23 protein-coding genes are annotated in these 23940 nt (G+C 41.9%); 13 read left to right on the plus strand and 10 right to left on the minus strand.

Going from position 1 to position 23940, the window contains the following annotated elements; genetic code table 11:
* Positions 1-137: 137 nt before the first annotated feature.
* Both G1O98_RS25500 and G1O98_RS25505 read right to left on the minus strand, forming a co-directional pair.
* Positions 138-527 (minus strand): response regulator, encoded by a 390-nt coding sequence (locus tag G1O98_RS25500; protein WP_163933649.1) that lies wholly within the window; start codon positions 525-527, stop codon positions 138-140.
* A gap of 350 nt (positions 528-877) precedes the next feature.
* Positions 878-2197, minus strand: a complete 1320-nt coding sequence (locus G1O98_RS25505) for a CCA tRNA nucleotidyltransferase (protein WP_163933653.1) — start codon at positions 2195-2197, stop codon at positions 878-880.
* Between the two features lie 86 nt (positions 2198-2283).
* Here G1O98_RS25505 and G1O98_RS25510 point away from each other — a divergent pair, with 86 nt between their 5' ends.
* Both G1O98_RS25510 and tsaB read left to right on the plus strand, forming a co-directional pair.
* Positions 2284-2532, plus strand: coding sequence for a Ycf34 family protein (locus tag G1O98_RS25510; RefSeq protein WP_114084947.1), 249 nt, complete (start codon positions 2284-2286; stop codon positions 2530-2532).
* A 423-nt stretch (positions 2533-2955) separates the two neighbouring features.
* A complete protein-coding gene (tsaB, locus tag G1O98_RS25515; protein WP_163933656.1) occupies positions 2956-3612 on the plus strand; it encodes a tRNA (adenosine(37)-N6)-threonylcarbamoyltransferase complex dimerization subunit type 1 TsaB in 657 nt (218 codons plus the stop codon).
* A gap of 31 nt (positions 3613-3643) precedes the next feature.
* Here tsaB and G1O98_RS25520 read toward each other — a convergent pair whose 3' ends face one another.
* Positions 3644-4561, minus strand: coding sequence for an AEC family transporter (locus tag G1O98_RS25520; RefSeq protein WP_163933708.1), 918 nt, complete (start codon positions 4559-4561; stop codon positions 3644-3646).
* Positions 4562-4663: 102 nt separating this feature from the next.
* Between G1O98_RS25520 and G1O98_RS25525 the strand changes: the two genes are divergently transcribed.
* On the plus strand, positions 4664-5467 hold the full coding sequence (locus tag G1O98_RS25525) for a M15 family metallopeptidase (protein WP_163933659.1): 804 nt from the start codon (positions 4664-4666) through the stop codon (positions 5465-5467).
* Between the two features lie 203 nt (positions 5468-5670).
* Here the strand turns inward: G1O98_RS25525 and G1O98_RS25530 are convergent, their stop codons facing one another.
* The 3 genes from G1O98_RS25530 to mrdA (G1O98_RS25540) all read right to left on the minus strand — a co-directional run bounded on the left by G1O98_RS25530 (position 5671) and on the right by mrdA (G1O98_RS25540) (position 9759).
* On the minus strand, positions 5671-5817 hold the full coding sequence (locus G1O98_RS25530) for a hypothetical protein (RefSeq protein WP_243458535.1): 147 nt from the start codon (positions 5815-5817) through the stop codon (positions 5671-5673).
* Between the two features lie 2 nt (positions 5818-5819).
* On the minus strand, positions 5820-7640 hold the full coding sequence (gene mrdA / locus G1O98_RS25535) for a penicillin-binding protein 2 (protein ID WP_163933662.1): 1821 nt from the start codon (positions 7638-7640) through the stop codon (positions 5820-5822).
* A 271-nt stretch (positions 7641-7911) separates the two neighbouring features.
* Positions 7912-9759 (minus strand): penicillin-binding protein 2, encoded by a 1848-nt coding sequence (gene mrdA / locus G1O98_RS25540; protein ID WP_163933665.1) that lies wholly within the window; start codon positions 9757-9759, stop codon positions 7912-7914.
* A gap of 202 nt (positions 9760-9961) precedes the next feature.
* Here mrdA (G1O98_RS25540) and G1O98_RS25545 point away from each other — a divergent pair, with 202 nt between their 5' ends.
* Positions 9962-11089 carry an ABC transporter ATP-binding protein gene (locus G1O98_RS25545; RefSeq protein ID WP_163933668.1) on the plus strand — a complete coding sequence of 376 codons (1128 nt, stop codon included), beginning with the start codon at positions 9962-9964 and terminating at the stop codon, positions 11087-11089.
* 199 nt (positions 11090-11288) lie between these two features.
* Positions 11289-11738 carry a hypothetical protein gene (locus G1O98_RS25550; protein ID WP_163933671.1) on the plus strand — a complete coding sequence of 150 codons (450 nt, stop codon included), beginning with the start codon at positions 11289-11291 and terminating at the stop codon, positions 11736-11738.
* 201 nt (positions 11739-11939) lie between these two features.
* On the opposite strand, the gene G1O98_RS25555 is transcribed toward G1O98_RS25550, so the two are convergent.
* The gene (locus G1O98_RS25555) at positions 11940-12713 is read right to left on the minus strand and encodes an MlaE family lipid ABC transporter permease subunit (RefSeq protein ID WP_163933674.1); all 774 of its coding nucleotides are present in this window, start codon (positions 12711-12713) and stop codon (positions 11940-11942) included.
* A 320-nt stretch (positions 12714-13033) separates the two neighbouring features.
* On the opposite strand from G1O98_RS25555, the gene G1O98_RS25560 reads away from it, so the two are divergent.
* The 4 genes from G1O98_RS25560 (at position 13034) to G1O98_RS25575 (ending at position 18163) form a co-directional block, all read left to right on the plus strand.
* Positions 13034-13336, plus strand: a complete 303-nt coding sequence (locus G1O98_RS25560) for a hypothetical protein (RefSeq protein ID WP_228058259.1) — start codon at positions 13034-13036, stop codon at positions 13334-13336.
* A 715-nt stretch (positions 13337-14051) separates the two neighbouring features.
* Complete coding sequence (locus G1O98_RS25565) at positions 14052-15479, plus strand: DUF456 domain-containing protein (protein ID WP_163933680.1); 1428 nt, start codon at positions 14052-14054, stop codon at positions 15477-15479.
* 715 nt (positions 15480-16194) lie between these two features.
* Positions 16195-17610 (plus strand): DUF3370 domain-containing protein, encoded by a 1416-nt coding sequence (locus G1O98_RS25570; RefSeq protein WP_163933682.1) that lies wholly within the window; start codon positions 16195-16197, stop codon positions 17608-17610.
* Positions 17611-17758: 148 nt separating this feature from the next.
* The gene (locus G1O98_RS25575; protein ID WP_163933685.1) at positions 17759-18163 is read left to right on the plus strand and encodes a response regulator; all 405 of its coding nucleotides are present in this window, start codon (positions 17759-17761) and stop codon (positions 18161-18163) included.
* Positions 18164-18224: 61 nt separating this feature from the next.
* Here the strand turns inward: G1O98_RS25575 and G1O98_RS25580 are convergent, their stop codons facing one another.
* Entirely contained in the window at positions 18225-19373 is a 1149-nt protein-coding gene (locus tag G1O98_RS25580) for an alanine--glyoxylate aminotransferase family protein (protein ID WP_163933687.1), read from the minus strand.
* A gap of 164 nt (positions 19374-19537) precedes the next feature.
* Here G1O98_RS25580 and G1O98_RS25585 point away from each other — a divergent pair, with 164 nt between their 5' ends.
* From G1O98_RS25585 to G1O98_RS25600, 4 genes are all read left to right on the plus strand, one after another.
* Positions 19538-19948, plus strand: coding sequence for a DUF1499 domain-containing protein (locus tag G1O98_RS25585; protein ID WP_163933692.1), 411 nt, complete (start codon positions 19538-19540; stop codon positions 19946-19948).
* A gap of 333 nt (positions 19949-20281) precedes the next feature.
* Entirely contained in the window at positions 20282-20950 is a 669-nt protein-coding gene (locus tag G1O98_RS25590) for a DUF1345 domain-containing protein (protein ID WP_194143205.1), read from the plus strand.
* Between the two features lie 114 nt (positions 20951-21064).
* The gene (locus tag G1O98_RS25595; protein WP_163933698.1) at positions 21065-21310 is read left to right on the plus strand and encodes a ChaB family protein; all 246 of its coding nucleotides are present in this window, start codon (positions 21065-21067) and stop codon (positions 21308-21310) included.
* Positions 21311-21487: 177 nt separating this feature from the next.
* On the plus strand, positions 21488-22063 hold the full coding sequence (locus G1O98_RS25600) for a GNAT family N-acetyltransferase (protein WP_163933701.1): 576 nt from the start codon (positions 21488-21490) through the stop codon (positions 22061-22063).
* 97 nt (positions 22064-22160) lie between these two features.
* Here the strand turns inward: G1O98_RS25600 and G1O98_RS38810 are convergent, their stop codons facing one another.
* On the minus strand, positions 22161-22328 hold the full coding sequence (locus G1O98_RS38810; protein ID WP_167306218.1) for a hypothetical protein: 168 nt from the start codon (positions 22326-22328) through the stop codon (positions 22161-22163).
* A 161-nt stretch (positions 22329-22489) separates the two neighbouring features.
* Positions 22490-23940 (minus strand): ATP-dependent helicase (locus G1O98_RS25605; protein WP_163933704.1); only part of this gene is annotated, 1451 nt, incomplete at its 5' end.

The raw sequence follows: 23940 nt of genomic DNA on the forward strand, positions 1-23940 counted from the left end.
ATCCTGCTATTTATTGTACATCTACAAACTAATTTTGTAAAAAAAAATAAAACAAACATTTTAAAAAAAAATCAACTAGACTAAGACCCTATTGCCTTATCCAAAGGACAATTATTTACGCTTACTTACTTATAATATTAAATACTTAAGTTTTGAAACTGAATATGCCGACTGATTACTACTTCTAATTGATTAAAATCATAGGGTTTAGTAATACAATCATCAAATCCTGCAAGCTTAGTGGATTCATCATCTTGTACCTCTGTTAAAGGTGTTACTGCAATAATTGGGATAGTAGCAGTTTTTAAATTGTGTTTGAGGTCATCAATGACTCGGTTAGCACTCAAATTAGATAGCATCGTATCTAGTAGGATTAAATCTGGTTGATGAGTTTGTGCTAACATCACAGCCCTCACCCCTTGCTTGGTACAAATGCATGAAAAATTTAATATTCTTAGATGAGAATTAAGCAGCTCTAAATCATGTAGATTATGTTCTACAACCAAAATTAAAGGCATTCCATTCATTAGCAGTTAGTCCTATCCAAAAAAGGCTACGCATAAAGACTCCGCTTATTAGGAAAACTGAGAGGTATTTTTTTCTCGTAGCTATTTAAGTAAATATACGAAAACACATTCTGGAGACTAACTAGTCCATGAAATAAATAGACTGGTGTATAATTCATTAAGTTGTCCATCTATGCTAAATTTCAGGAAAAAACACAACATGATAATATCAAGCAAATAGTAGCATAGATGATACGTACACTGACAATATTGATTAAACGATCACAATTTTCTGGCTAGTACTACAGCTAACTCCCTCAATTTAGCAGGGAGAAGGAACGCACCTTTCAAAACGCTAGATACACTTCTTTTTATTTCCCTTCTGCCTTTTCTTGTAATTGACGTGCATAAGCGATCGCTTCTGTTGGTGTTGAGACTTTACCCTCAGCTTGTGCTACGGCAATTTCTGTCAAAAGTTGTCCAATGATTGGTGAAGCTGGAATATCTAATGCTATGATCAACTCCTTCCCGCTCACTAGTAGAGAGGGATGAGCAACCAGATCGTCAGGGTTAAGGTAGCGGTTGATTAAAAGTGTCAAGACAGGGCAGTCCCTTGCTTTGGTTTCCAAACTTGTAGCGACTTGTGGCTTGTCACCAGATATCGCCTCTACCAAATTATCAAGTGCCACAGCCAATACTGCCGCAGTGGGAAACACAATATCTGCGTCACGGAATAATAAATATTGTTCTCGCAAAGACATATCAACTACTTTAAACTGCGGTAACAATTTCAGAGCAGTGGTTACACCCCGGATTTCGGCACGACTATAAGTTAGTTGTTGTAGCTCTATTTCTGCTAATTCTGGATTGGGATTGACAAGACAAGCAAGTTTGGCAATACCTAACCAAGTCGTTTTGATACTATCGCGGACATATTCTTGGAGTTTTGCGCCTAATTGTTGCCAATTTTCTGTGATTAAGGCGGCTGCATCGTCAATAGCGGCTAGTTTGTTCAAGCTTTCACGAGTAGCATTTTTGAAAAAAGGGGCAAGTAAACCATCTTCCCAAGCACTAGCGATCCAAGGAGTACCTTGAGAATTTGCCAGTAGATAGCCAATTTCTACCCGAACTCGTTCGGCTGCAACTTTGCTCAGATGTGATGCTAAAGAACAAATTGCGCTTCGGGTAGCTGGCTCAATAGTAAAACCTAATTGGGCGGCTTGCCGATAACCTCGCATTAAACGCAAAGGATCATCTTCTAAGTTTGCGGGTGATATCATTCGCAAAATGCCCTGTTGTAAGTCTACATAGCCTTGTAGAGGATCGATAATTTCTTGTGTATGGGGATTATAGGCGATCGCATTTACTGTAAAGTCTCGTCTGTGCAAATCAACCTCTAAACTATCTCCTTCCTGTTGAGCAAAGTCGGCTGTGGCGTGGGGAAAAACCACACGAGCAATTTGTCGTTCTGCATCAAGTAACACAAAACCAGCTTTGTAATGATGAGCGATCGCTCTTGCTACCTTTACCGCCTTCGATGGTATGACAAAATCTAGATCCAGATATTCACGAGTTCTGCCAAGTAGTGCATCTCGTACAGCGCCACCTACCATGTAAGCGGGTTGTGGCAATAATTCTAAACTAAAAGGCCAATTTTCGGGAGCTAGGGTAGAAGGAATTGATTCATCCATTGTAATAAAAATCAACCCAGCAACTCATGAATAACGGTTGGGCTTAAGTTAGATTAACAATAAAGGCCCCTGGAGTTGGTTCTATTATGTGTATTTGTGTGAACTGCCACTATGTAGACAGCTGTGTTACCTATCATGCCGTAGAAGGGCAGCACCAACAGCCTCACTTGACTGAAACACCCAGTTTTGATCCGAATGAACCTTCTATCAATGTCAATATTCGGACAAACGATGATGTAATTGAGATGGAATGGGATGTTGTTGGTTGTCTGAGCTTTAAACGGGAAACGGGTAAGTGGTCGAAATTGCGTCCTGGTGAATTAGTGCCGACTTGAAAAGTCAAAAGTAGCATATTCTGCCTCAGTCCATTAATAACAAAATCTTGACAATTCCATCCCAAGTTTCCTAGTGAGAGTAAAAGTATTTAGTTTGACTTTACACACGTAGGTTATTCGTGGGGTATAGCGATCGCTAAAACCCTTTTTCTTTCGTTCGACCCCGCGAAACGCCTGCGTTGTAAGCAATTTGAGAACGGTAGACCCTTATCTTATTGTCAATAATTTAAGCTGAATGACAGGTAAATCAAATACCTGCTAAAATGAACCCTTCAAAAACTGTCATAGTAAGGCTTATAAAAGGGTAGAGTTTTTCAATCACTTCCCCTCATGGGGATAAAAACAAAGTGAAAATTCATAACTATGATGTGCTTGAATAGATATATTAAGTTAACTATAGAAAAATCAATATTTTAATTAACTTTGACTACAGAACTAAAACACCTCACAGCAACAAAATACGCTTTATCACTACACACCACCACTCCCGAATTAGGATTGGCAATTAGTAATTTTTCTGGTGAGCATCGCTCACAAGTTTGGAATTTAGGGCGAGATTTATCTAGCTTAATCCATCAATATTTAATTGACTTTATCAAACCGCAAACTTGGGCAGATTTGTCTTTCATTGCAGTTGCAAAAGGGCCTGGTGGCTTTACAGGAACTCGCATTGGCGTTGTCACTGCTCGAACTTTAGGGCAACAATTAGATATCCCTATATTTGCAATTTCAACTTTAGCTGCGGTAGCTTGGGCAGAAGCAGGCAAAAGTCCAAATCCAAAAACTATTGCTGTGGAAATGCCAGCCCAACGAGGTCAAATTTTTGCTGCTATTTATCAATTTGAGCCAGATGTTTCTAAACTAAAAGTGTGTTTGCCAGATAGAGTATTCACACCGGAAGCATGGCAGGAAACTTTAGGGAATTGGAACACTAATTATCAGCTAATTCAAGCAAAATCTGGGTTAGCAGCAACGGTGACAAGTATTTTAGAATTAGCTAATCTCGATTGGCAAGAGGGCAAGTATCCTAATTGGTCAGAGGCTTTGCCATATTATGGGCAACATCCAGTAGAAGTTTAACTGATATGTGTCACAGTGCATAAATCTAAAATCAAAATAGCCACAGCCAAACGGGGAGAGTAACCAACAATACTATAGCCCCAGCAGCTAGGGCTGTAACTGCCAGATCGCGATCGAGATTGAATGCCTCAGCAATTACCAGTGTGGCGAAAGCTGGAGGCATGGCCATTTGTAAGACAATTACCTTTGCGATCGCCCCAGTTATTCCAAATACTGGTAAAGTACTGCCCAATATCAAGGGAACTAACAGCATTTTGATTCCCAAGCTCATCCCTACTTGTGGTAGGCTACGCCAAGATTTGAGCAGCGCCAGTCGCATTCCAATTAATACCAGGGATAAAGCTACACTACTCCAAGCAAATTTTTCTAACCAGAATTCTGCAACTGTAGGAATTGTCACCTGCCGAAACAGCAAGCCAAATCCGAAACCCCACAGTGCAGGATTAATTAAGATAGACTTGGCAATCTGCCAATGATTCTGGACACCACCGCCAAAACGCGCTGCTAGTAATACACCCAAACCGTAAGTTCCTGGGAATGAACCTAACAAATCGTAAAATAATGCCCAAGCGAAGTATTCCTTGCCTACCATTGCTAAGGTAATGGGAAAACCAAGATAACCTGTATTACCCAACATTGCGGCTAATATCAAGCTAGCCTGAGTTGGTGGTTGGAGGACAGTATTTCTAAAATAGGCTTGTCCTTTAATGGCTAACCAAGCTAAAAATGCTCCGAGTAAAATGGCTAGGTAAGCGAGCGCAGGTGCAATCCAAATTTGCCCCGACAAGCTGGATTGACGCAAAAAAGATACTATGCTTATGGGTACTCCCACCCAAAAAAGAAACTGTCCCAAACGTGTAGGAACTGTTATGGGTAGTTTGCGTCCCAGAACAAAACCTACTAGGACTAATCCTCCTAGCTTGACGTATAGTTCTAAAAGGTTTGTCAAGATTGCGCCTAAGAACCACAGATGTAAAATGCTACCTGTTACGTCTACTTTTGTCCAGTGCAAAATCTGTTATGGCTATTCCACAAAAACAGGAGTTTACGCTTGAATAAGGCAGGGTTTTCTGGAAAACCGCAAAACTCATCGAATGACCTTGGTGATGATATTCCAGTGGCTGTACGTGATACCCCTGTTGCAGCACGCAAAATGTGGTTGCAACCCCAAATTATGCTGATTGGCGGAGTGGTGGGATTTATCCTGCTGGCTTTAATTAGCGGTTTTTTATTTTTCGTCACTGCACCCAAAAAAACTGCCGATTCTCAACCTTTACCAGCTACTTCTACTCCTCCAACTCCAGCACCATCTAATAATTCTAGCGAAACTATATTAGGGCATTTTCCTTACCCAGAAGCGCCTCAGTCAGAACTAATAACCATCTCCGCAAATAGGGGCATTAGAATGCGAAAAGCTGCTGCCCAAAAGTTTGAGGAGATGGTAGCAGCAGCCCGAAGTGCAGGTGTAACTTTAGTGCCAATTTCTGGCTTTCGCTCACTTAAAGACCAGGAACAATTGTTTTTTGGTGTCGGTGCCCAACGAAATCAAACGCCAGCAGAACGAGCTGCCCTCAGCGCTCCTCCTGGTCATAGCGAACATCACACAGGTTATGCTGTGGATGTTGGGGATGGATCAGTACCAGCAACTAATCTCCAAACCAATTTTGACAAGACTAAGGCTTATCAATGGCTGCAAGCAAATGCAGCCCGTTTTAGCTTTGAAATGTCTTTTCCTAAAGATAATGTTCAAGGTGTGAGTTATGAGCCTTGGCACTGGCGTTTCGTCGGCGATCGCAACAGCTTGGAAATGTTCTACAAAGCCAGAAATTTGAAACCCGCTAAGATATCGCCATAGGAGTTGTTCGATTTTAAAAGACTTGTAGAGATGGCGATTTATCGCGTCTCAAAAACCCAAAATTTTTGCCAGTAGCCCTTAACCTAAGCGTATTGGACGCTAGTGGACTCGCTCTAAGCGATCACGTAGCGTCTCTAAAAGAGAAGAGAAGGCTTTACGACGCTGCGCTATCAGTGAGGGCTTGAACCCACCACTGATTAGTTTTATCGGTCTTCTTCTCCTAACGGAGGCTGAAGAATCACTTCCTTAAGGGCTGGACAGTAGTATTCAGCAATTTTTTTGGCGATCGCATCTGGTCGGGAAATTTTATCTCGATGACAAAGTAAAATTACGGTAATCCCAAGTACCAATTTTATGCTTTCTTCGGCGTTGGTTTTTGATACTTACCTGGATACTTGCGCTGAAAATATTCCTCCATAATTTGTAAGATCATTGGCGCAGCAATGCTACCACCGCCACCGCCGGAATGTTCTGCAAATGCCACAATTACAAATTCTGGCTGTTCAGCAGGTGCATAAGCACCAAACCAGGCGTGATTTTGCTTAACACGTCCCTTCCAGGCTTCGGCAGTACCACTCTTACCCGCGACTGGGGGAACTGTTGGCTGCTTCAAAGCCTTACCAGTCCCTTCAGCTACGACTTTCCGTAATCCTTGCCGGAGAACACTTATGGTTGTCGGCTTCATATTTAAAGATTCTCGCCAGCTTTTTGCTTCTTCATTGTCTTTAAGCAAATGCGGCTGGACTCTATAGCCACCATTCGCGGGTACGGCAAACATAATGGCGACTTGTAAGGGTGTAGTTTGTAAAGCACCTTGACCAATTGACATATTAATACTGTCTCCTACTGTCCAAGGTATCTTCCAAGCTTTCTGTTTCCATGTCTCATCTGGCACTAAACCTTTTGCCTCTTCGTTGGCAAACTCAAAGCCGGTTTTTTTACCAAATCCATACTTGCGAGTCCATTCTATTAAAGTTGGGCCACCGACTCCGCGACCAATTTGATAGAAAAAGGTATCACTACTCCACTGTAATGCACCGACAAAGCCCAACGGCCCGAATCCGGCGTGATTCCATTCACCAAATCTGGTACCGCCAAAACTTAAGGAACCATAGGTTTGCAAGACTGTACTAGGAGAAAATTTACCTGATTCTAGACCAGCTGTTGTAGTGACAATTTTGAAGGTACTAGCAGGTGGAAAGGCGCTGAGGGCGCGATTGACTAAGGGATGATCTGCACCTTGTACAGTTTCCCAATCTTTTTGGCTGAGTTTCTGCTTCGAGAAAATATTGGGGTCAAAGGTGGGGTGAGATACCATTGCTAAAACGGCACCGTTCTTTGGGTCAAGTGCCACGATCGCACCGTCGCGATCGCCTAAAGCTTTTTCGGCTGTTTTTTGCATATTTAAATCTAAGGTCAAGTGCAAATCTTTACCAGGCTTCGCCTGCTTCTCACCCAAAACCCGGAGCGGCCGACCTGCGCCATCGACTTCTACCTGCTGACCCCCCCATTCGCCTCGCAGACTTATCTCATAAGCTTTTTCAACTCCCATTTGACCAATCACATCACCTAATCGGTAGCCCTCCTGCTGCTTTTCTTTTAACTGGTCGGCGGTCAGTTCTCGCGTATAGCCTAATACATGAGCTAATTCCTTGCCGTGGGGGTAGTAGCGAACGGCTTCTGTATGAATTTCTACGTCTTTAAGTTCGGTTTGATACTCCTTCAATGCCGTAATTTGTGCTTCGTTCAAGTTACGAGCAATCCGTATAAGTGAAGAAGAGTTAGCGCCTGCCTCTTCTAATTTCTTCTCCATCTCTTCTTGGGGAATCTCAAGAATTTGAGATAAACGTGCCCCCACAACTGACCATGCAGGCTTGGTATGTGCCATCGGCCACAAATATACAGAGCGAGGATAGCGAGTACTGGCTAAAAGTTTGCCATTACGGTCAAAAATGTTACCCCGTTCTGGTTGTTTGGCAATCATCCGAATTCGATTTGACTCAGCTCGTTTTCGGTGGCTTGCTCCTTCAGTAATTTGCAAATATGCCAAACGAACACTGATTCCCGTCAACATCAATAGAGTAAATATAATTAAAAATATCGGCTGGAAACTCTGTCCAACTGTACGTGTATTTTGTTTTCCGCCAAGTGGAGATGGTTTAAATATAGTCATAAGACAAAAAAGATTTCAAAATTAAGATTATCTGTAAACAATTCTGCTAAATTCTTAGCAGGTATTTAACGGCAAACTAATAGGCAGCCATTAATTGTTTTCAATTGATATCATAAGCTCATCTCTTCCATTGGGTCGCCCAAAGGCTTTTTGAATTTTGAACTTTGTACAATAGTACAGTTCAGCGTAAATAAACCACCCATTCCAAATGAATAAAACACTTACGCTGTATTCATTTTTAATTTTTAATTTTTAATTCCGCCTTGCGGTACTAATCCCCAGTGCCATGCCCTGAATTCTGAGTTTTTGCTTCTGATGGATCTGGCTGAGATTTTTTATACTTACCTGGATACTTGTGCTGAAAATAAGCCTCTAACACTTGTAAAACCATAGGCCCACAAACAGTACCGCCATGTTCGCCAGAGTTTTCACCAAAGGCCACAACCACAATTTCCGGCTTATTACTAGGGGCATAAGCACCAAACCAAGTATGATTTGGGCGACCAACACCAGCTTCAGCAGTGCCACTCTTTCCAGAAGCTGGGGCAATTGTCGGCACGTCCAAGCGCTTACCAGTTCCCTCACTCACTACCTTCCGCAGTCCATCGCGGAGAACTTTAATCGTTGTCGGCTTCATATTTAACGATTCTCGCCAACTTTTTGCTTCTTCATTGTCTTTGAGCAAATGCGGCTGAACTCGATACCCGCCATTAGCAGGGACAGAAAACATAATCGCCGATTGTAGTGGTGTTACTTGTAAAGCACCTTGACCAATTGACATATTAATGGTGTCGCCTACCGTCCAAGGTGTCTTCAAAACTTTCTGCTTCCATATTTCATCTGGAACCAAGCCTTTTGATTCTTCGTTGGGAAATTCAATGCCAGTTTTTTGACCAAATCCATATTTGCGGCTCCATTGAATTAAAGTTGGGCCACCAACTTTTCTACCAACTTGATAGAAGAAAGTATCACTACTCATAGCGATCGCTCTGGGAAATCCTAATGGCCCGAATCCGGCGTGGTTCCACTCACCAAAAGTCACACCACCAACGGTAAGAGAACCAAAGGTCTGTAATATTGAGTCAGGAGAGAATTCGCCTGATTCCAGTCCGGCTGTCGTGGTGACAACTTTAAAAGTACTGGCGGGTGGAAAGGCACTCAGGGCACGATTAACCAAGGGATGATCTTTACCTTGCACGCTTTCCCAATCTTTCTGGGAGAGTTTTTGTTTTGAGAAGATATTCGGGTCAAAGGTGGGGTAAGAGACCAATGCTAAAACAGCACCGTTATTCGGATCGAGTGCTGCGATCGCACCTCGTTGATTTCCTAAAGCTTTTTCTGCTGCCTGTTGCACATCCAAATCTATGGTCAGATGCAAATCGTTACCAGCCTTTGCCTGTTTCTCGCCCACAACCCGGATTGGTCTACCCGCACCATCCACTTCCACCTGCTGACCACCCCATTCGCCTCGTAGCACTGTTTCATAAGCTTTTTCCACCCCCATCTGACCGATTACATCCCCCAGTCGGTAGCCTTCCTGTTTCTTGTCATTTAACTGGTCGGCGGTCAACTCTCGCGTATAGCCTAATACATGAGCCAATTGCTTCCCATGAGGATAATAACGTACAGAATCTGTATTAATTTCCACTTCGGGGAGTTCATTTTTATACTCCTTAAGCGCCGTAATTTCTGCTTCATTGAGATCGCGAGCAATTCGGATGAGTGAAGAAGAATTAGCACCTGCTTGTTCTAATTTCTTTTCCATCTCATCTTGTGGAATGTTGAGAATTTGCGCTAGACGCGGGCCGACTACAGACCAAGAAGGCTTAGTATGTGCCATTGGCCACAAATATACAGAGCTAGGATAGCGAGTACTGGCTAAAAGTTTACCATTGCGGTCAAAAATATTACCTCGTTCTGGTTGTTTAGAAATCATCCTAATACGGTTCGCTTCGGCTCGTTCTCGGAGTTTTGGACCTTCAACAATTTGCAAATAGGCCAAACGAGCCTCAATCCCAGTGGTTATTAAGAGGGTAAATACGATTAAAAATATTGATTGGAAACCACGTCCAACTGTACGTGTATCTTTTTTGCTACCAATTGATGGGAATAAAGACATAAGACAAAGAATGATTCTAAGAGCGGTATTATCTGTATACAATTACCCTAAACTCATGCCCAAGACTGGGTATGAAAAAATCGGGCAAGTATATTCTTGAACAATTGTTTTTGGCGGATACAATAAACCAAAGTGTCAAATATAGTCTGCCCAATAGACTACTGACAAATTTACGTAAGATCACGGCATTCTACTAAGGATTATGGCTCAAATTGTCATGCAGAATCAGAGGGGGATAACAACTTTTCAGCCACTTGATGTTGAACTGCGTAACGTGTTCAAGTTTTTTAACCAAGAACCAGCAGTACACGGAATAGACTTGGATGTCAGACAAGGAGAATTTTTTAGTATTTTAGGCCCCTCCGGTTGTGGCAAAACAACAACACTACGTTTAATTGCTGGCTTTGAAATCGCTGATGCTGGCAAAGTGTTGATTCAGGGTCAGTCTATGACTAATGTGCCGCCTTACCGCCGACCCGTCAATACTGTATTTCAAAGTTACGCTCTATTCAATCACTTGAATGTCTGGGATAACATCGCCTTTGGACTACGGTTAAAAAAAATCCACAAATCGGAAATTGAAATTAGAGTTCAAGAAGCTTTAAAGTTAGTGAAAATGGAAAGTTTGCGATCGCGCTTTCCCAGTCAACTTTCTGGTGGTCAACAGCAGCGAGTCGCCTTAGCAAGGGCTTTAGTCAACCGTCCCACCGTCGTATTACTAGATGAACCTTTAGGGGCGTTGGATTTAAAACTACGTAAAGAAATGCAGGTTGAGTTATCAAATTTACACAAAGACTTGGGAGTAACCTTTGTGATGGTGACACACGACCAAGAAGAAGCATTATCTTTGAGCGATCGCATTGCCGTCATGAACCAAGGCAAAATTGAACAAGTTGGCACTCCCAGCCAAATTTACGAACGTCCCCAGACATCTTTTGTTGCTGATTTTATTGGCGATACTAATTTATTTAGTGGTGAGATCGTAGCGGTAGATTCCTCTAGTATTAAAATTTCCACAAAAACAGGACTCTCAATTATCATTAACCGCGCTGAAGATACACCATCTCAATTATCACAAGCAGTAGTAGTGAGTGTGCGCCCAGAAAAAATACAGCTTTCGCTTTATCCACCCAATTTGCCAGCTAACTGCTTTGAAGGGCGACTTATTAATGTTATGTATTTGGGCACACACGTTAATTATGTTGTGGAATTAACAAATGGTATTAGCATAAATGTATTGCAACCTAATACTTTTGGTGCTTTACCAGACCGTGACACGCCAATCTACGCTTGGTGGGCAGAAAATGATTGTTTAGCTATTAGTCAATAGTTATAATAGTCTGCCTTCCATAAAGCTTATTTTTGATTTTTGCGAAGCTAGGTGCAACTCAAAGAGCCTTTTTTCTCGTTGCCTCTTAAGCCAAATAATTATGGCTACGCCACGCTAGGCGAACAAAAATCAAAGCGCATTCCTATATAAAATTTAATAATGTAATAATACCTTGACCCTGTACTAGGAATATAAACCCATGTCAATTTTTAAAAGAGTTCCTTGGGTGTCCCTGGCGTTAGTACTGCTTAGTTACAGTACCTTGGGCTGGGTAATATCTGAAACACATGCTCCTCTCTTTGTGTGGGTGCTGACTGTGGTTGCAATCTTGCTTTTAATAGTGACGTTAACCACTCCTTGGCCGAAAATGACCTATTATCTCAGGATTTTGCTTAAATCAAACATCAGGTCTTTTGGCGTTGCTGTCTTAGCAGCTTTCTTATTTTTTCTGATGATTGCCTGGTTTCGGGTATTTCTTGATACTTTACTCATCATTTCGGCAACTATATTAGTCAGGATAGATTTCCAAAGAGCAGGTCTTAGAGAAGGGCTAGCTTTTTTTACTGCATCTATCTTTTCATTTGCAGGTTTAGCTTTGGGTGCGCTAATTTATGAGTTAATATATTCCCACGTTCTCGTCAAGTTATGAAGTATATTCAAAAAAAGTAGGGATGTCTGTGGTGGGCTCCATCAAAGCTTCAAAACTGATATTTCTTACCCAAATTTTCGATAAATGAAGGCAGGAGGTAGGAGGAAAACTGTACTTCCCTATGGGACGCTATGCGAATAGACAAGCTCTGTTACCACTAATTTTCTTGCCCTTCCCCCTTCCCCTTTCCCCCTGCTCTCTTCAAAATGCAGGCTGGTCAAATAGTAGTAGAGAAAGGAAAAAATCCATGATAAAAATGGATACCCAACTAGTAACAACTGCCTTTGTTGCCGATTCTCCTACTTCCTTAGCTCCCCCCTTAGTAGTTAAACCCCAACTACAGCCGATGACAGCAACCAGCAAACCAAAAATAAACCCTTTTAACAAAATAATAAACAAATCTGATGGGTCTAAAAAATTTCTGACTGATTCTAAAAATGTTTCAGGAATAATTTTGTAAAAATATGATCCGGCAAAAACTCCGCCGATAATCCCAGTAACTAAAGCCAAAATCGTCATTAAAGGCACCATCAAACAACAAGCAATTACTCTAGGAAGTACTAGATAATCAATGGGATCAGTTTTGAGCATATAAAGTGCATCAATTTGCTCAGTTACCCGCATTGCACCTATTTCTGCTGCAAAAGCAGAACCCACTTGTCCTGCCATAATACTAGCGGTTAAAATTGGAGCTAATTCTCTACAAAAAGCTAAGGCAAAAGCACCTCCCACAGCATTTTCAGCCCCAAATCGGACTAATTCTCTTGCCGTCTGAATAGTAAAAATCATTCCTGCAAAACCGCTAACCAGGAGAACTGGAGAGATAGAACCGGGCCCAGCAGTCACCAGATGTTGCATAATTTTGCGGTAGTAAGTTTTTCCCTGAATAAAATGTAGCCACACTTGACCGAAAAGCAGCACTGCCGCACAACAGCGTGCAATCTGAGATTGCTCAAAATTTGTTTTTAGTCGCAATTTTATCGTCCTTAAGACTGGCTTTTTTTTGCAAATTTATTGTTATATCAATTCTTCAAAATAAAACTACAGACACAAATGCTGGAAACCCAGCTAGATGTAATCTGACTTTCTCAATTACGTCGTAGACGCACGAAGTCCGGCTTTCCGCAGGATATTACGAATTGGTCTTAGGGTATGGTACATGAACACCATCATGTTTGAGACTTTTCTGCTCAATACAAATTGTCTATAGGACTCTCCTATAGCTGGTATTTTATTTTTACGGAGTTCCTAATGTTAAATGATTTTTTATGAACAGGATAAAAGTAGGAGTATTTATGTTGCTATTGATACTAAACTTGTCCGTAGCACATCCAGCTTTTGCATCAGTGTGTCGCAACTACGATTTCTCCAACGGGCTACGCCAACACCACCAGATTTGCATTCTCAGCATCAACCGAAGTGCTAAAAACTATTGGGAATACAGGGCAACCGTTAGTGTAGATGGAGTAAAAAGGCCCACCGAGGTTTACAATTGCCGGGAACGAGTCAAGGTTCAACAAGGTGGAGGTGTTTTGCCCTTTGAGCAAAAAGACCCTGGTGAAATGATATGTAGCTTTTTTAATTCTTCTCGGCGGTAAACACGCGCCAGATAATAAAGACTGTAAAACCTAGATAGGTGAATACTGTTAACCATTCTTGCCAGCTACCAAATCCATTATTCATCAGCAAAAGCCGGAAAATCAATATTTCTCAATCCTACACTCTCAATACGGTTCGGTTAAAGGGAAAAGGTTTTGAATACATCCTTGCCCCTTTACCCCTTACCCTTTACCCCTTACCCTTTACCCAGACCACAAGGAAAGTGAAAAATGCTTATCCGAACCGTATTGCCTACACTCTGGCGCTATCAGTCGGTTGCTGCTTGGAAGAGAAAGGAAGACTACGCAAAAATTTTTAGCTAATTTTCCGAAATCGATAACAACCGAGCGGTATCCCTGATCAGAGCATCGATTTTATACTGAACTTCTATAACTAACCTTTGGGCAATATAGCCCCATGTTTCCACTCAAAAACCCGGCCATGATAGCCGGGTTTTTGATGTTGAAATTAATCATACTTAGGGATGATTAACAGAAAGATGTAGACTCAATAAGACTTGCAACAGGCTAACGCAGAGCTACAGAGAACACAGACAAATAAGAATTTGAGAGATTTTTTGTGTAAGTTCTCAGTTGCCATTGAGCAATTCAGCAGCACTTCTTGAAAATATCTGCGTATTAAATAAAACTATTATTCAGAAACTTTTAAGCAAATTTATCGGTCTGGTTCTCCAAATTCTGCAAAAATTAACCAATGTCATCTTCTGCTCAAGGTATTCCCGGATTACCCGATTTGACGCATCCGATTGAGCTTGTTCAATTTGGAACCCAGGCGCTCAAAGCTTCACTGTTATTAGTATTTTTGATCGTAGCTTTAGGAGTTGCGATCGCACTGATAAGTTTTTCCCTCCGTCGCAGCCAGCCGGAACAGCTTATATTCATCGGTGAATGGGCTGTTGGCTATTCTCAACTGTTGCGTGGATTACAGCATTTAACTCTAGTATTAGTTCTCTTAGTACCGGGATTTTTTCTCTGTTCAACTTTAAGCAATCGCTACCACTACTGGGAACAAGCAAAGGTAGCTCAAGTGGCTGAAAGTGTTGCAGGTGAAAAGCTAGAACAACTTGCCCCTCAAGTCCGCTACTCTATTCAAGAGCCATACTCATATAACACTCAAGTTGGCAACAAAATAGTCAAGGTAAATGAGACAAGACAGATTAACCGCTTCTTGAGCTTGGCTGGTTCGCAAATTCAAGTCAAGCTTGACCAAAGCGTAGATGTTCCAGGGCGTAGCTCAATTTATCGGGCAGATTATACTGCCGATTATAAAGTAGTTAACAAACTCAAGGACATTAATAATTTTTTCTTTGAAGCACCGCCACCCAACGGCTACACACTTCTTTCTAGCTATAAAATCGAGCGTGACGGGACAAGATTGCAACAAATCAATCCAGAAGATTATGGTTTTCCCTTCCGGCTGCAACCAGGAGAAGAAACTACCTTTCGAGTCACCTATCAGGCTAGAGGCGGGCCTCGCTGGGTTTATAGTGCAGGGGGACAAATCCTATCTAACTTCCGCCTCATAGCAATTGCTAACTTTGCTCCGGCTAATTTTGCCAGTGGTATTGAACCTGACGATATTAAATCTGACGGACGTAGTACGCAATTTACTTGGAAATTTGACGAGAATGTTTCAGTCAAAAATCCATTTGGAGTGTTTACCAACACCGAACCGATTCGTCATACGGGGGTAATTCCGCGTCTTTTATTGCTAGCACCAGCAATATTTGTGTGGTGGATTTTATTGTTATATTTATCACTACCAATGAGTTTCAGAAATGTTGCGATCGCTGGTAGTATTTTCTTTGCTTGTCTATTGATTCTGACCTATCTGGCTCGTGTCATCAATGCTCAGTTGGCTTGGACTTTAATTTCCATCATCTTACTGTTTTTGACATGGGGATTGGGAGCTAGTCGCAGTGCTTCCCTGGCTGCTATTATCTGCACTATTGCTGGAGCAGTATTACCAATTTTTGGATTATTAGTACCATTTAGCGGCCTCACCCTCAGCCTAGCGGGTTTACTTTCAGCCGTTTGGCTAGCAGTTCGTCACTGGTATGGCTGGTACAGTTTGCATCCACAAGATCAAAGATTGCAGGCTCAGAAAAATGCTAAAGATTAGTAGATTTCGCTATGATTAGCGAAGTTTTAGCACATAACATTTATGGATAACGATTTACTGGCTTTCTTAGCAGGTGCTGGGTTACTCGTCCTTTATCTCATTTTTTCTGCATTGACTGAAATGGGAACTAAACTACCTTGGAAGAAATAAGCTGATAGGGCGATAAAGTTACTAAAAAGTTACATTTTCCAACCTAATTGGACTTGGAAAAAGGAATAAACATCCTTTAGGCTAAGTTAATATACTTATTATTTCTCGAGAGCAAGCCAAATGCGCGATCCACAAAAGAACCAGATAAAAATCGAGCCGGCAACCCTCGTATTAATTGTGTCCCTACTAATACTTTTGCCTCTACTATTTGTTGGTTTTTTCTCGCAGTGAGCTAGTGAGGAATACCAGATACAGCAGTTTGATTTTAGTCATTTTTTTTACGTAGACGCATTAGCGAAGCGGTAGCGACGTTCGCGTAGCGTCTCGCAGAGAAGGAGCGTCAGCGGCTTGCCGCAGGCTACCACAGAGACGCAGAGGGCACCGAGAGAATAAAGAAATGCTTAACTGAACTGTATTGCTGTTGTATATATAGCGATGCCTGCGGTGGTCACTGAGCGCAGCCGAAGTGCGGGCTATACTTACGCATTTTCAGAAATCCGCTTCTAGAAACTTGTAATAATAACTTGTTATATCTGACACTACAGCGTGATTGACGCGCAAATTTATGCTGGCTAAATTACCACTACCTGTATTCACACTTCTATTAGGACTTGCTATAACTCAAACCTTTGGATGCACAGCAGATAAAAAGAATTCCGCGATCGCTCAAACACCTCAGCCAGCACCCCAAGAAATCGTGCAATCAGGAGCAGTTCTGGCTCTACCAGGTAAGTTGGATACAATACCTGTTTTTAACAGCAATAGCCCAGAATGGATCAAAACTGAGGGAATTTTACTTTCTACTTTTCCTACAAAAGGTAAAAAAGTTGCAGCAGCGCACCTAAATTTTCCCTTGAAGGGACGCTTTGACTTATTTGCCCATCACTATACCCACACTCCCAAGGATTTACAAACGCTATACCTGGGTGTACTTGTGCATAACCCTGGTAAAAAACCTGTAACAGTGGATGTGTTGCAAGCGGCGAGTTACTTGATGCAAGATGCGCCATTTGTTACCTTACCACCCTATGTAGAAAATAACGATGGTAAAGCTTACTCTGGGCCAGGCGATCGCGCTGTTGGTGATGTACTCCGAGGTGTTCGACAAGCTGATTTTCCGGCAAAGCTAATAATTCCGCCAGGGCAAAGCCGGATGTTACTAAATCATCCGATTCCTGTACGAAATCTAGAAAAGCCTGTGAATGGTCGCTCTAGCTTTATGCGGTTGCGTAGTAGTGATCAAGTTTATGCGGCAAGTTTAGCAATGTTTGCCAAGAAAAATTCTGAGAATATAGAACGCCCACCGACTCTTGGAGAATGGCAAGCTTTACTAGATAACGGGAACTTCGCCGGGCCGCGAGATAAAACCCCGACTCCTCCAAATGCTACCAGTGGCGCACTGATTTATGGGCGTGTAGCTGGTATATCACAAGGTTCCCAGTGGAAAGCAAAGTTGCTGGATAATCCTCAAAGCACAAATCTGACTATTCCCCAGCGCGGTAAAGCTATTTCTTATGTTTTAGACACATTGCGGAGTGGTCGATTGGGTACTCAACAAATCCAAACGGCCAAAATGTTGGTACGTTATCCAGATACAGCTTATGAAGCACATGGTAATTATGGGGTGGAATATAAACTCACCTTACCTTTAAGCAACAATACCAACCAAACTCAAACCGTGACTGTTACTTTGGAAACGCCTTTGAAGGAAGATAAATTATCCCAAGGTGGTGTACGTTTTAGGAAACCATCTCTAGATTTTCCTTTCTTCCGTGGTACGGTGCGGCTGCGTTACTTCGATGACCAAGGTGAACAAAAGACTCGCTACGTACATCTATGGCACAGAACTGGTCAGGTGTTAGAACCATTGGTACAGCTTGTACTTCCACCTGCCACGAAGCGGATAGTACAGGTAGATGTGATTTATCCGCCAGATTCGACACCACCCCAAGTCCTGAGTATAAGAACTTTAGACAAGTGAGGAGTTAGTTAACAATTCGTAATTACAAATTACGAATGATTAATTACTTTAGGGATAGGTATCTGACTTTTCAAGCCATGTAGGAAAGGCCATAAAGACATTTTCAAAATGGGGATTTAGACCCTTAATCTACGATAAAATTTCATTTATGGAACCTTCTGGAACTCTTGCTGGTTTAGATATTCTGGTAATTGAGGATGATAATGATACTCGCTTTTTCATCACTACTGTGTTGGAAATGGATGGAGCAAAAGTTATACCAGTAATATCGGCGGATGCGGCACACAAGGTATTATCCGAATTGCAGCCTGATGTTTTAATTTCTGATATTGGGTTGCCTGGGGAGGATGGCTACACTTTCATCCGCAAATTCCGTGCGCTCAAATCAAATAATTGTGGACGAGTCCCAGCTATTGCTTTAACAGCTTATGCTGATCCTGAGGCTCGTATCCGTGCCTTGGAAGGTGGCTTTGACACTCATGTATCTAAACCAATTGATCCAGACGAACTAGTTGAGATAGTGGCTAACTTGGTTGCTTCTTGTAATTGGTAATGATTGTAGTGCCCGATCAAGTGCGTTAAGCTACTGTTAACGCACTATTTTCAAGCGAAAACTACTTAGGTAAAACCTGCCGCAATGCTGCTAAAAGTTGGTCAACACTTTCCTTTCGACTATTAAAGCCCATCAATCCCACGCGCCAGACAAGACCTGCTAGTTCGCCAAGACCACCGCCAATTTCAATATTATGTTCATTGAGTAACTGCCGTGCGATCGCTTTCCCATCTACTCCTGCTGGAATGCGGACAGTGGTGAGCGTTGGTAGTCTATACTCCTGCTCAACGTGCATACTCAGTCCCAAATTCTCTAAGCCTTCCCAGAGATACTCTACGTTTTTTTGATGCCTCTGCCACGAGTTTGCTAATCCCTCTTCTGCAAGCAAACGTAATGCTTCCCGCAATGCATAATATAAATTAATGGGTGCTGTGTGGTGATAGGTGCGTTCAGCGCCCCAATACTTACCCAGTAACAACATATCCAAATACCAGTTTGCAACCTTAGTTTGGCGCTGTTGCAATTTCTCAACTGCACGCGCACTCATCGTAAAAGGCGAAGCACCAGGCGGACAACCCAACCCTTTTTGGCTACAACTATAAGCTAAGTCAACTCCCCAAGCATCTAAAAATAAGGGGACACCACCTAAACTTGTCACAGTATCTACCAGCAGCAAAGTGCCAAATTCATTGCACAAATCAGCAACTCCTTCTAACGGTTGCCGTGCGCCGGTAGAAGTTTCGGCATGAACTAGAGCCAAAATAGCCGGACGATGAGTTTCTAGGGCAGTTTTGAGTTCATCTAGATTGAAAACTTGTCCCCAAGGCTTGGTAATGGTTCGGACATCAGCACCATAACGTCCAGCCATATCTACAAGGCGATTACCAAAATAACCAGCCACACCAATCAAAACTATATCACCAGGTTCAACAGCATTAGCGATCGTTGCTTCCATTGCAGCTGTTCCCGTACCACTGACGGCAATAGTGAGTGGGTTTTCTGTCTGCCATACGTAGCGTAGCAATGACTGAATTTCATCCATGAGGGCGAGAAAAGCTGGGTCAAGATGCCCAACTGGTGAGGTATTCATTGCCTGGAGAACTGTGGGATGGGCATTGGATGGCCCAGGCCCTAACAGTAGGCGGGATGGGATTTCTAGCGGTGTGAGTTGCAAACGCCCGGAGTCGTTGATTGAAATTGTTTGCGTCATAATCTGTCTTCGCCTAGACGATACTTACCGGATCATAGAGCGAACGCATCACTGATGTTTTAGGGAATCTGTCATTTGCCAGAAGATGGAATTGCCGCAAAGCATTAGAGTGGTTCAAGTAAATGTGTGAGAGTATAGTTATTTACTTACCTGGAGACGTAATTATGGTTTTTGCTGGCAAACGACCGAATAATTTGGGTGTTAGCAACGGTAAATTAGCATCCTGCCCTAACTCTCCTAACTGTGTTTCCAGTCAGAGTGCAGATGCAGTCCACAAAATTGCACCATTGACTTTTACATCTAGCCCACAAGAAGCGATGCCTGCGGCGGGCTTCGCCTACGCTAATCTTAAAGAGATTATTCAGTCCTTACCAAGAACTAAAATCATTACCGAAAGCGAAGATTATTTATATGCAGAATTTAAAAGTGCTTTACTGGGATTTGTGGATGATGTAGAGTTTTATCTAGACCGAAATGCCAATGCGATCCAAGTGCGTTCCGCTTCACGCTTAGGTCAAAGCGATTTAGGTGTTAATCGTCAACGAATAGAAACGATTAGAGCCAAGTTGAAATAATTCGTAATGGGCTACGCCCCGCTACGCTAACGTAATTAGTTGGATATTATAGTGCTTCTCGAATGGAAGCAATAAATTTTAACCTCTCTTTTAAAAGGCTACGGTGTACACACAAGTTGTAAATAGTAGTCTGTCAAGGAATAATTGAGGAGTACATTCTTTGTAGAGACGGCAGTTTATCGCGTCTCTCTAACGTGTCAGTCTTTCAGACGCGATAAATCGCGTCTCTACATGAGGGCTTTCTGGATCTTACTTGTGTTTACACCCTAGCCTTTTAAGAGAGATTACAAATTAATTAAATCTAACTGGATAACATCTGCGATCGCAATATTTGTGAAACTTAACTTATTTAAAAACTTTGACCCTCGACCCAGACTGATCATTGCTGCCGGAATTGCTGTATTAGTTTCAATAATTCTTCCGTCTTGGCTACACTTACCGACTCGCATTCTCTGCGCTTGGAACTTTGGTGCTGACTTTTTCTTAGCCGTAACTTGGTGGAAAATGATCAAGGCTAGCCCAGAAAAAATTCGCCGTTATGCTGAGAATGAATATGAAGGACATTTAGCTATATTCATGCTGGTGATAGCTGCGGCTTGTGCTAGTGTTTTAGCGATCGGGTTTTTATTAACTGATAAAAAAGGGTTGTCAACAACTCTGCTTACCCTACATGTCATACTTTCAATTATGACCATTGTCGGTTCCTGGCTATTAGTGCATACAATGTTTGCAGTGCAATATGCACATAGTTATTACAAATATATTAATCGTAATCATAGTGAAGAAATTACCGCAGGTTTAGATTTTCCTAATAACGACTCTCCAGACTATTGGGAATTTTTATATTATTCATTTGTAATTGGCATGACAAGTCAAGTTTCAGATGTGCAGACGACATCAAGCGATATGAGACGCTTGACTCTGTTGCATAGCATATTATCGTTCTTTTTCAATACCACCATCTTAGCCATGAGTATTAATATCATTGCATCGCTGATTTAAAATTGCCTGACTCAGCCAAAAGTATGATTATTTACTTCTATTCTTCTAGAAAGAGGAAATTATACTGCCAGTTTTTTAGGATGAACTTAAGTTGAAATAATTGGAGATAACTTTATGGCTGATAAAACAATAAATGAATTGCCCAATGAAGTTAGAGAGCAGTTACCTGAACATGCACAGCAGATTTTTCTAGCTGCATTTAATGCTGCTCAAAGTAATGGTTTTAGTGAAGAGGGTGCGCGTGAAATTGCTTGGAATAGTGTGAAGAATGAATACGAACCAGGCAGCGATGGTAAATGGCAGAGAAAGGCTGAAGACACTGCTATACATAATAAAGCTGTTACATCTGGTGGCAATTGAGTAAATTTAAGTTCGGCATCTGTATTTTTTGTTAGAGCTAAGACAAAAAATTAAAGGGAATTTCATTCTGACGAAGTGGACATGGAATTCCCTTTTTTTTCATAATTTTTGCAAGATAATAGAGATTTTTAACAACCTATATTTATTTAAATACTCGTTAGAAAATATATATAGAATATGCTAATTCAACAAGACGAAATAGCTATTCGTCTAATGCAAGATGAAATTTATGATTATGAGCTGCTCGCAAAATGGTTAACTGATGCACAAGTTTTGCAATTTTATGAAGGAAGAGATAATCCTTTTCCTTTAGAAAGAATTATAGAAACGTACAAACCTATGATCGAGGGAAAAGATCCGGTTGTTCCGTGTGTGTTCTACTATCAAAATATTCCCATTGGTTATTTGCAGTATTGTGCGCTCAATGACTTATCCCAAACTGATAGGCAATTGTATCATCTTGAACAAACTGATTATGTCTACGGAATTGACTTGTTCATAGGCGAAACCGACTATTGGAACAAGGGAATTGGTACAAAAATCCTGTCAGCATTTATCACCTATCTTTTTGAACATCTGCAAGCTCATAAAATTGTCATAGACCCGCATGTTGACAATCCTCGCGCCATTCGCTGCTATGAAAAATGTGGCTTTGTGAAATTAAAGCTTTTGCCAGCCCATGAACTGCATGAAGGGAAATATTCAGATTGTTGGCTTATGGCGATAGACCGAAAAAATCCGTTGCCCCCTTAATTTACAATGGTTTCTTAGTTAATGCCCGATCAAATACTGGGAGTTGCACAAAAGTCAATAGGATAACCGTAATTTGGTATAAAGGTATGTCAATAAATTAACTCGCGTGTTCCCAATCACTGAGTAATTCATGCTGTTGTGCTGTTTTCTTGGATTGGCGGAATGGTACTTTAGGGCTACCAATATTCACACCAGGAAAGGACTGTTTTTTAGTTTTGGTGGGTCTATTTTCTATTGTGGTGGAACTGATTTGTTGGGTTTTCATTGATAAATATATTTCCGATTAAAAGCTGAACACCAATGTATAACACCAATTTTCAAATGGCAAATTCCACAAGAGATAATTTATTTTATACAGATATTTTGGGATGGTGCGATCGCTAGTAACTGTAAATTCCTGCAATTTCTGAAAACTTTTGATCGTCCTTATTTAGCCATTACCGCTAAATTCACCACACATTCAGGAAATTGGCGCTTTAATGCTGGAAATACTGGGCAAGGTGCTTGTTCTTGTAAATTATCTGGTTTACTCCAAGTAAAGGGGGCATTCTGTGCTGCTGACATCCATACCAGACGCTTGGCCCGTGTCATCGCAACGTAGAGTAAACGGTACTCCTCAGATATTTTCAAGTGCTTTGCTTGTTCCCATGCTTGCGTAACATCTGGTATGGTAGATTCTCCGTGGAGAGCAGCCCGAATTTGGGCGCGGGCTACTTCTGATAAGGTAAAATCACCTAAAAACTGGCTTTGGGGAGGAACCCAAAATCTCCCAGGAATCAAGTTTTCGTGGAGAAAGGGAAGAAATACATAGTCCCAATCTAGCCCTTTGGCTTTGTGCATGGTAATAATGGTCAGTTGACCGCGACGAGTGTAACGTTCTTCCGAATCTTCGGTTTCCACTGGTTCAAACCGTTCGGAACTAACGATTTCACTTAAAGCTGACAGCATTCCTCCCATTGAACTATTGCCAGCTATCTGTTGATTTACCCGTTCTGCAAGTTTGTCAGCAGTTGCTAATTCTGCCTGGTCATAATTTAAAGTCAAGGCAAGAAAGGAAATTAGCTGGTACAGGGGCAATTCCAAGCGGGCGCGAAGTAAATTGCGACATAAGCGTGCAGCCTTTTGGACTGTTTCTGTCTGGGGTGCTGCTAGGGGGCCAGGATACAAAAATTCTTCTGGTAGACTAGCAAGAGCGTTGAGGTCTTGAGTAGGAATTAACTGGCGCTGTACTAATGCTTCTAGTGCAGCTTTGAGGTAATCGGGGGAGTGGGGGCGATCGCAAAATTGCAGCAATGCTAAAATCTCTTGGGGAACATGGGAACGGCGATCGCGTTCTCCCACATCGTACAGTGTAATATTATGCTCTTTGCATACAGGTGCTAGAGCCTCTGATAACCATCTTCCTTGGCGATTTTCCCGCACTAAAATCGCTGCACTATTTTGTGTTGGGTCTTCGCCAAATAACTCGATTACTCTTTGAGATAACAATTCAACGGTGTGATGAATGTCACGCGGTGTATAAAGTTCTAATCCCCGTCCTATGGGTGCTGGGTTGGCGTTCTTTTGTGGATCGCCTGTTTCAACAGGGCGAATTGTCTGCAAGCGAAATGGTACTTGTCGGTTGTCAGGAATCTGTTGTCCGTTATTGGTTTTTGCTAAGGATTGATTATTGATCCATTTGAGGGCAAAGTTAGCAGCTTCAATGATAATTCTCGTACTGCGACCAGCTTGATCCATCGTTGCCAATCGTTCGATGCGATCGCACTCTTCGCAAAATTGCCGGAAATAAATCGGATCGGCTGGGGTAAAGGTAGAGTTAATTGCTTGGTTGGGGTCGCCAACTCGGACTAAATTGAGTGGGGAGTGGGGAGTGGGGA

The sequence above is a fragment of the Nostoc sp. UIC 10630 genome, assembly GCF_010747425.1.
Lineage (GTDB): Bacteria > Cyanobacteriota > Cyanobacteriia > Cyanobacteriales > Nostocaceae > Nostoc.

Excerpts from the sequence above, each read along its gene's own strand:
- G1O98_RS25500 (WP_163933649.1), bottom strand. The coding sequence starts at position 527 with ATGAATGGAATGCCTTTAATTTTGGTTGTAGAACATAATCTACATGAT.
- G1O98_RS25505 (WP_163933653.1), bottom strand. The coding sequence starts at position 2,197 with ATGGATGAATCAATTCCTTCTACCCTAGCTCCCGAAAATTGGCCTTTT.
- G1O98_RS25510 (WP_114084947.1), top strand. The coding sequence starts at position 2,284 with ATGTGTATTTGTGTGAACTGCCACTATGTAGACAGCTGTGTTACCTAT.
- mrdA (WP_163933662.1), bottom strand. The coding sequence starts at position 7,640 with ATGACTATATTTAAACCATCTCCACTTGGCGGAAAACAAAATACACGT.
- mrdA (WP_163933665.1), bottom strand. The coding sequence starts at position 9,759 with ATGTCTTTATTCCCATCAATTGGTAGCAAAAAAGATACACGTACAGTT.
- G1O98_RS25545 (WP_163933668.1), top strand. The coding sequence starts at position 9,962 with ATGGCTCAAATTGTCATGCAGAATCAGAGGGGGATAACAACTTTTCAG.
- G1O98_RS25550 (WP_163933671.1), top strand. The coding sequence starts at position 11,289 with ATGTCAATTTTTAAAAGAGTTCCTTGGGTGTCCCTGGCGTTAGTACTG.
- G1O98_RS25560 (WP_228058259.1), top strand. The coding sequence starts at position 13,034 with ATGTTGCTATTGATACTAAACTTGTCCGTAGCACATCCAGCTTTTGCA.
- G1O98_RS25565 (WP_163933680.1), top strand. The coding sequence starts at position 14,052 with ATGTCATCTTCTGCTCAAGGTATTCCCGGATTACCCGATTTGACGCAT.
- G1O98_RS25570 (WP_163933682.1), top strand. The coding sequence starts at position 16,195 with ATGCTGGCTAAATTACCACTACCTGTATTCACACTTCTATTAGGACTT.
- G1O98_RS25575 (WP_163933685.1), top strand. The coding sequence starts at position 17,759 with ATGGAACCTTCTGGAACTCTTGCTGGTTTAGATATTCTGGTAATTGAG.
- G1O98_RS25580 (WP_163933687.1), bottom strand. The coding sequence starts at position 19,373 with ATGACGCAAACAATTTCAATCAACGACTCCGGGCGTTTGCAACTCACA.
- G1O98_RS25585 (WP_163933692.1), top strand. The coding sequence starts at position 19,538 with ATGGTTTTTGCTGGCAAACGACCGAATAATTTGGGTGTTAGCAACGGT.
- G1O98_RS25595 (WP_163933698.1), top strand. The coding sequence starts at position 21,065 with ATGGCTGATAAAACAATAAATGAATTGCCCAATGAAGTTAGAGAGCAG.
- G1O98_RS25600 (WP_163933701.1), top strand. The coding sequence starts at position 21,488 with ATGCTAATTCAACAAGACGAAATAGCTATTCGTCTAATGCAAGATGAA.
- G1O98_RS38810 (WP_167306218.1), bottom strand. The coding sequence starts at position 22,328 with ATGAAAACCCAACAAATCAGTTCCACCACAATAGAAAATAGACCCACC.